Below are 7,856 nucleotides of genomic sequence, written 5' to 3' on the forward strand. Positions count from 1 at the left end.
CGCGTCGCTAAACGTCCCGAACGACGGTATGTGACCGTCGGCTGCCCGGTCTAACAGCTCTATAAGAAAGACCGAACGGTTCGTCGTCGGGATCGATGACGCACCGGAACCGACGAACGTTTCTGACGACCGTTGCCACCGCCGGGACGATCGGGCTCGCCGGCTGTCTCTCGAGCGTCCGCGAGTGGCGTTCGGACGGGGGGTCGCCGTCCCGTGAAAAATCCGACGACGACGGCGACGACGCGCTCGGGCTGCTGGGGGAACCGATCGACGATTTCGAGGTCCTCGACGGCTGGACCGCGATGATCGACGCCGGAAGTCTCGAGGCCGACGCGGACGACCCCTACGCGGGCTCGCAGTCGGCGCGACTGACAGCCGACGAGGACACCGAGTACGCCGCGATCTACCGGACGATCCCCGACGGACTGGATCTGCGCGAGCGAAGCCTCTCTCTGGCGGTCGCGTTTACCGGCCGCGAACAGCTCCATCTCTCCCTCGAGTTGTTCGCACCCGACTCGCGTGCCGTCCACACGATGGAACGGACGCTCGTCGGACCGACCGACCGCTGGACGCGCGTCGACTTCGGTACGACACGGGTCGACGGCCAGCCCGACCTGAGCGACGTCCGTGAGATCCGTCTGACAGCCCGCCGCCGCGGCACCGGGGACGGCTCGATCGACTGTCGGTTCGACGACCTCCGAGCGGTCGATCGTCCCGATAGTGGGTCGGTCATGCTGTTGTTCGACGGCTCGCTCGAGAGCCACTACGAGATCGCGTTCGAGCGGATGGAAGAATACGGCTACACCGGCGTCGAATCGGTCATCTACGAGGCGCTGGGCGACGGGGGCCGGCTCACGATCGACGAGCTCCACGAGTTAGACGACGCCGGCTGGGACGTGGCTGCGCGGCCGCGAACCGGCTCGCAGTCCCTTCCTGACATGTCCCCCGACGAGCAGGCGGAAGCGATCGAGCGAACGAACGCGTTCCTCGAGAGTCGTGGCTTCGAAGACGGCGCGACCCACTTCGTCACACCGCGGAACGTCCTCGGTCCGGAGACGATCGATCTCGTCAGGGAGCACTACGAGACGGCGTTCCGGTTCGGCGGCGCGCCGAACGCCCGTCCGCTGACGGACCCGCACAACGTCGGGTTCTTCTCGGGAACCGACGGCGAGACGACGAAACAGTACGTCGACTACGCCGCCGAATACGGCGAACTCGCGGTACTGCACGTCGAACACGTCGGTGACGACGGCTTCTCCGAGGCGGCTTTCGTGGACCTGCTTGCACATATCGACGCCACGGACGTCGACGTCGTCACCGCGACCGACATACTGGAGGGTCGCTGATGTACCGAGGAGCGACCGTCGGCGTCGTTTTGCCGGCGTACAACGAGGAGGGGTTCGTCGGCGACGTGATCCGGGAGATGCCGGACTACGTCGACCGAATCTACGCGATCGACGACCGATCGACCGACAACACCTGGGGGGAGATCCTCGAGGCCGCCAGCCAGGACGCAGACACGGTGCCGACCGACGAGGTAGCGAGCGATACTCCGCTCGTGACCGACGGCGGCGCGTCAGCGCTCACCGAACGGGCGTCGGTCGCCGATCCGGTCGGCCGCGTCGTTCCGATCCGACACCGTGAGAACTGCGGCGCTGGCGGCGCGATCAAGACCGGCTACCTCGCCGCGTCCGAGGACGAGCTCGATGCGACGGTCACCGTCGACGCGGACGGCCAGATGGACCTCTCCCAGATGCCCCGGCTGCTCGATCCGCTCGTCGAGGACGAGGCCGATTACGCGAAGGGCAATCGGTTGCTCTCGCGGGAGTACCGCGAAGCGATGCCCCGGTTTCGCTTCGTCGGGAACGCCATCTTGACATTCCTGACGAAGATCGCCTCCGGCTACTGGAAGACGATGGACCCACAGAACGGGTACACGGCCATCTCGGCCGATGCACTCGAGGCCGTCGACCTCGAGAACCTCTATGAGTACTACGGCTACTGTAACGACCTCCTGGTGAAGCTCAACGTCCAGGGGATGCGCGTCGCCGACGTGGCGATGCCGGCCGTCTACGGCGACGAGGAGTCGAGTATCACGTACTCACAGTACATCCCGAAGGTATCGACGATGCTGTTGCGGAACTTCCTGTGGCGGCTCAAGACGAAGTATCTCGTGGTGGACTTTCACCCGCTCGCGCTGTTTTACCTCGTCGGTGCTGCGACGGCCGTGACCGGTTTGCTGGGCGTCGGAGTGGCGTTGGCCGCGGCCGTCGTCGGGTTCCTTCCCTCGCTTGTCGGGGGATCGACGGGCCTGCTCGTGTTTCTCGCCGGCGTCGCCTTTCTGCTGTTCGCGATGGTGTTCGATATGGCCGAGAGCGAACACCTCGAGCGCCAGGTCCACTAGCCGCGTTTCGTTTTCGTCCGGTTTCGGTCGTTCTCTCCCGTCGTCCGTCGACTGTCGTTCGCTCCGCGTGGCCGTCTCGTTTTGCCGTTTCGCCTTCGTTTCTCTCGGGTCCGTCCCCGCCTTTCTCCTGGCTGTCCGACTCGAGGACGACGTGCTCACTCGAACAACGGCTCCGCCACTCCGAACGCGAGGAGACCAGTCTGCGGTTTATACGGACTGCTGTCCCGCGGTCCCGCCGATCGCCGCCCCCGCGATGGCGATCGGCGGGCAGTGACGACAGGAGACCGTATAGTCAGTGAATCAGTATAACAGCCGTATCAGGGCAGGGCGCCTCCCATTCCGGGATCGAGAAGCCCGAGTGCGATACCGGAGGCGAGCAACGAGAGCCCGGTGACGAACAGCAGGTTCTGGAGCGGACTCAGTGACGTCCCGTCGCTTCTCTCCTCAAGTCGCTGCTGTATCGAGTCGGCCCGGGATCCGATTGGATCGGGAAACGCCGACAGGATTTCGAAGGGCTCGGCGGGGTCAAGCGCACCGACCAGCAGCGCGAAGACGAGGAAGATCACGAGTCCGACCGGTGGGACGACGATGAGTGCGAGCCACGGGTTCGTGATCGACGTCCCGAGGGCGAAGATGGGGGCTGCCGCAAGGACGGTCGCCAGCGCCCCGCGTCCGAGTCGTGCGTCGGCCAGCGGGTCGAATCCGACCTGGCGGGCGCTCCAGCAGTGGAAGACGAACATCGTTCCGTAACCGACGCTGGTTGCGACGGCCGCGCCGTGCATCCCGTAGCTTGGGATCAACGCGGCGTTGAGGACGACGTTGATCGTCGCTGCACTGCCGGTGGCTGCGATCGGATAGCGAAGCGTTCCTTCGCCCTGTGAGACCGCGAGAATCGGTCGTGCGAGTGCGAAGCCGAGTGCTCCCGGCAGTAACAACAAGAGCGGATCGACCGCGGGCGTCGCCTCCGCGCCGAAGTAAAGCGGCACGGCGACGTCTGCAAGCGCTGCGAGTCCGACGGCCATGACGGCCGTCAGCAGGAACGTGAATCGGGTCGTTCGGGACGCGAGGTCGGTGATCTCTCGGTGGCGGTTCTGTGACCACAGCTCCGACGTCGAGTGGACGAACACGGTCTGAAGCGCCAGCGGGACGAACCAGAGGAACTCGGCGATCTGAAGTGCCGCCCGATAGTTACCCACCTCGGCGCTTTCCCTGAACTGCTGGAGCATCACGATGTCGATATGATAGAGCGACATCAACAGGAACACGAGGACGATGCTCATCGAGTTGAACGTGAGCATCCGCTTTCGCGGGAATCGTTTCTGTGGCGCGTCGAGCACACACGACAGCGAGACCCGGCGGTGGATGATGAGCAAGCCCACGGCGGCGACGAGGATACTCGCGACCAGGTGGCCAGCGAGCGCCCCCATCACCCCGACACCGAAGTAGACCAGCGGAATCGCGACGACGACGAACCCGACCTTGTCGAGGATCTTCAGCGGCTCGGAGTAGCGCTCGAGGCCGAATCCCATCAGCGTCTTCCGAGCGTAATCCCGAAACTGGGCCGTGACGACCAGCAGCGCGAGCGCATAGAAGTAGATCGCGAACTCGTCGCCGAACGCGAGCCCGACGACGCCGAACTGTGCGGCGAGGAACAGGCCGATCGCACCGACGACGGCGAGGGCAACCGCCAGCCGGAAGTAGAAGCCGACGACGTGTTCGCTCCAGTTCGCCGCGTTCCGATCCTCGGCGAGAAACTTCCGGACGCCGTCGGTGATGCCGGAGCTCACGAAGATCATGTAGATCGCGAAGACGGACATCAGGAACGCGTAATCACCGTACCCCGATGCGCCGAGAAACCGATACAGAAGCGGCGTCGACAGCACGGTGAGGACGAGCACGACGATCTTCGAGCTGACGACCGATGCGATGCCGCTCGCGAGGCTCCTGTTCACGCGTTACTCACCCGACACCAGCGTCCACGATCGGCGATTTCCGTCGCTGTTCGACCGACTATTCCGACGAACGATACGCATGCTATCGAATCGGTGCCGCCAACGGGACCTTATTATAGCCGTGTTAAACCCGGACGCGCTGGTGTTTTGGCTGGGGGCCGTGTCGAACGGTCGGTCGCATTACTGCGGCCGTCACCGTCGGAGACGGCCGCGAATTCGCGACCGACGGGTCACTGACTGCTGTCCGACAGTATTAGCCGATGGATAAGTATAGGCGGCCACACTCGAGGTCGGGTCGAAACGATGAGTCGCGAATCGACGCGCCGCCGCTTTATCGGTGTTGCCGGGACGGGCGCGATCGGATTGACGGCCGGGTGTATCGATTCACTGACCAGCGATGGAAACGATGAAAACGGTGCTGACGATACCACGGCCGGCGATTCGAGCGACGAAGGGACCGAAGACGACGACACGCTCGCAGACGACGACTCGGACGACGTTCCGAGCATCGACGGCGGTGCCGTCGCCTTCGTCTACGACGACGGACCGATGGAAGACTACGAGGCGGCACTGCCGGCCCACCGGGAGTTCGATGCCCCGGCCAGTGCGGGCATCGTCACCGAGTGGATCGGTCGCGAGGACTTCAACGACACCGACTGGATGGCGGTCGAACACCTAGAAGAGCTCGCCGCCGCCGGCTGGGAGATCATGTCCCACACGACCGCCCACACCGCGCTGGGAGCGTTCGAACTCGTCGAGGACGCCGACCCCGACGACGTTCGCGTCTATCCGGAGCAACGAAATCACGGCTTCCACCACGGGTACGAGATCGAAGTCACCGACGGGACCGAGAGCGTACGCCGAACCGTCGTCGACTCCGATACGGACGAGATCGGCGGCTATCTGGAGTTCGACGAACCGCTGGGCGAATCGTTCCAGGCGGGTGAGACGGTCGAGCGCTACCCCGAAGACGTGATGCACGAGTTCCTCGGGGAGTCGAAGGCCGAACTCGAGTCGCTGGGCTTCGAGGTGGATACGCTCCTTGCACCGTACGACGTCGCCGACGAGTGGACGGTCGATATCGCTCGGGAGTATTACGACGGGATCGCAAACGTTCGTCCGGGGTCGATACACAACGATCCCGAGACGTTCGATCCCTTCGAGACGCGTCGTGACTACTTCATCGAGTTCACCACCCGGGAGGCAGTCCAGAACGAACTCGATCATGTGGCCGAGGAGGAGACACTTGGCGTCCTCGGGGCGCATACGTTCAAAGACGAGGTCACCGAAGAACGAATTCGCGAAACCCTCGAGTGGGTCGAGGAGCGCGACCTCGAGGTGGTGACGTTCCGCGACGCGATCCGTGCGACCGCTGGAAACGACGGTTAGTGGCGTTCCACGCCTGCTCTGCTGGAGCGAACCCTGTCGTGTGGATCGATTCGCCCTATCAGACGGTCTCCTGTCGTCACTGCCCGCCGATCGCCAGACGGATCGGCGATCAGTGTGTAAACCGTTGCAGTTGTTACTATAGTACCGTTCCACCCGTCGACTGCTGGGTCGAATCGGACGACACCGCAGGATTCGACCCAGCAGTGCAGGCGTGGACCGCCACTAGGGCCGCGGACGGGGATCACTCGTAAGTGTTTCGCCAGGTCAGGACGTCAGTCGCACCGAGATCGTCGATCCCGTCGACGATCCGATTCACTCTGAATTCGGGGCCCTCGATACCCGGATAGAGACGCACTCCCTCGAGACCGTCGCGGTAGGACTCCGCCTCCGAGTTCCGGAGGTGGTTCCCGTCGCCCTGGTCGACGTAGGGGTACTGGCTCGCGCGGAGGGTACACCTGTAGAGGGTGGCGTCGTCGCCCGTGAGGACGAGGCCGTTTCGATCGGCACCGTCGCGGCCGGGCTGGTCGACGGTCACATGACTGAACCGACAGTTGTCCCGTCCACACCGGATCCCGTCGCGGAACCCGGCCGAGCTAACGCCGGCCTCTCCGGAGATATCGAGGAGTTCGACGAGCGCTCGCTCCTGTCTGTCGCTCTCTTTAATCCAGAGGGGGTAGCCACCGGCCGTCTCGTGGACGATCTCACCGCCGTCGATCCACGTGTAGCCGGCGTCGGGCGAGACGACGATGCCGTGGTTTACCGCGTCGCCGCGGATTTCGATCGTCACGTCCTCGATCCGTGAGCGCTGCGAGGAGTTCATCACCGAAATCGCGTGGCTCGTCGGCTGTGGCGCAGTGATCGAGATATCGACGTCCTCGACGTGGAGCTCGTTACCGTTCTCGAGGCGGAGACCGCGCTGGCTGTTGTCGTACGAGCGCGTTCGGTCCACCGAGATCGTCGCGTTCCTGATGACACTGCCCTCGCCGCCGAGACGGACGTTCGCGCCGTTGCTGTTCTCGAATCGGCCACCGTCGACGACGACCGTTCCGCGGTCGTTTGCTGCGTACAGGCCGTTGTCGGGAAACCCACCGAGTTCGCAATCGACGAACTCGAGGTGACCCTCGTTCGTGTTCGCCTCGATACCGATCGGGCCACGCCACATGTTCCCCGCGTTGGGCGTCTCGTCGACGTGGACTCCGCCGTCAGGCGCGCGAAAGCGTTCGACGATTCCTCGCCCGTCGGAATCGCTGAGAGCGAACATTCCGGGCCCCCACGTACCGCTGTCGTGCTCGCCGCGGATCTCGATATCTCGGACCTCGAGTCTTTGGGATGCGGTCGCCTCGATCGTTCGGATTCCCGTGTCGGGGGCCGTCTGATCGACGTCGAACCCTTCGAATCGAATCCGACCGCCGGGTGCATACGAGACACCGAGACGGAACAGCCTGTACTGTGGGCCGTCGAACGCGTGGAAATCCGCCGGCACCAGCGTCGCACCGTCGCCGACGACGCCGAAGTTCTCGAATCCCGTAAACCGGAACTGCTCGTCCATGTAGTACCGCCCCTCGGGGAAAACGAGTAGCGTGTCGTCGGCACGCTGTTCCTCGAGGACGGGCGTGATCGATTCCTCACCGGTGTCGTCTGCGCCAGCGTCGACGACGTCGACGACGGTCTCGTACTCGTCGGCGTACCGGTCGTGGATCGCCGTCGATGCGCCGGTACTCGAGAGGAGACCGATCCCCGCTACGCCCGTCGCTGCGAGCCCGCGCAGGACCGTCCGTCGTGACTGTCGTGTGGTCTTCGAGTCCTCGCGGGAAGATCGATCGGCACCCTGCCCCGTCGATCGAGATCGAGGAGAACTCCCACCGTTCGAACGCCGCAGATCGCTTCGTTCCGACATAGATAGTCACTTGTTTTTGAGTGATGACGGGGTCCAGTATCTATGGATTCGGATAGCAAGCTTTTAAGTCCGCCAGCGACTCCAGAAAATGTACTAGTAAAAACTATTTCACCGAATACAAACGATTGCATCGGTGATTCGTAGGCCGTAATAACCGATTGTGTCGTTATCGCTCGAGTACGGAACTGGTTTCCTGTCGTTCATATATGTGTAT

The 7,856-nt window shown here is 63.7% G+C and carries 5 protein-coding genes; 3 read left to right on the forward strand and 2 right to left on the reverse strand.

The window, feature by feature from the left end; translation table 11 throughout:
- Positions 1-95: 95 nt before the first annotated feature.
- Complete coding sequence (locus RBH26_RS13485; RefSeq protein ID WP_306758864.1) at positions 96-1,346, forward strand: hypothetical protein; 1,251 nt, start codon at positions 96-98, stop codon at positions 1,344-1,346.
- A complete protein-coding gene (locus RBH26_RS13490; protein WP_306758865.1) occupies positions 1,346-2,404 on the forward strand; it encodes a glycosyltransferase family 2 protein in 1,059 nt (352 codons plus the stop codon). The genes RBH26_RS13485 and RBH26_RS13490 overlap by 1 nt, the downstream gene beginning before the upstream one ends.
- Before the next feature lie 317 nt (positions 2,405-2,721).
- On the opposite strand, the gene RBH26_RS13495 is transcribed toward RBH26_RS13490, so the two are convergent.
- The gene (locus RBH26_RS13495) at positions 2,722-4,356 is read right to left on the reverse strand and encodes a flippase (protein ID WP_306758866.1); all 1,635 of its coding nucleotides are present in this window, start codon (positions 4,354-4,356) and stop codon (positions 2,722-2,724) included.
- A gap of 303 nt (positions 4,357-4,659) precedes the next feature.
- Between RBH26_RS13495 and RBH26_RS13500 the strand changes: the two genes are divergently transcribed.
- Positions 4,660-5,745, forward strand: a complete 1,086-nt coding sequence (locus tag RBH26_RS13500; protein ID WP_306758867.1) for a polysaccharide deacetylase family protein — start codon at positions 4,660-4,662, stop codon at positions 5,743-5,745.
- A 241-nt stretch (positions 5,746-5,986) separates the two neighbouring features.
- Here RBH26_RS13500 and RBH26_RS13505 read toward each other — a convergent pair whose 3' ends face one another.
- Entirely contained in the window at positions 5,987-7,642 is a 1,656-nt protein-coding gene (locus tag RBH26_RS13505) for a right-handed parallel beta-helix repeat-containing protein (protein WP_306758868.1), read from the reverse strand.
- Between the last annotated feature and the right edge of the window lie 214 nt (positions 7,643-7,856).

The organism is Natronolimnohabitans sp. A-GB9, from assembly GCF_030848565.1.
Taxonomy (GTDB): Archaea; Halobacteriota; Halobacteria; order Halobacteriales; family Natrialbaceae; genus Natronolimnohabitans.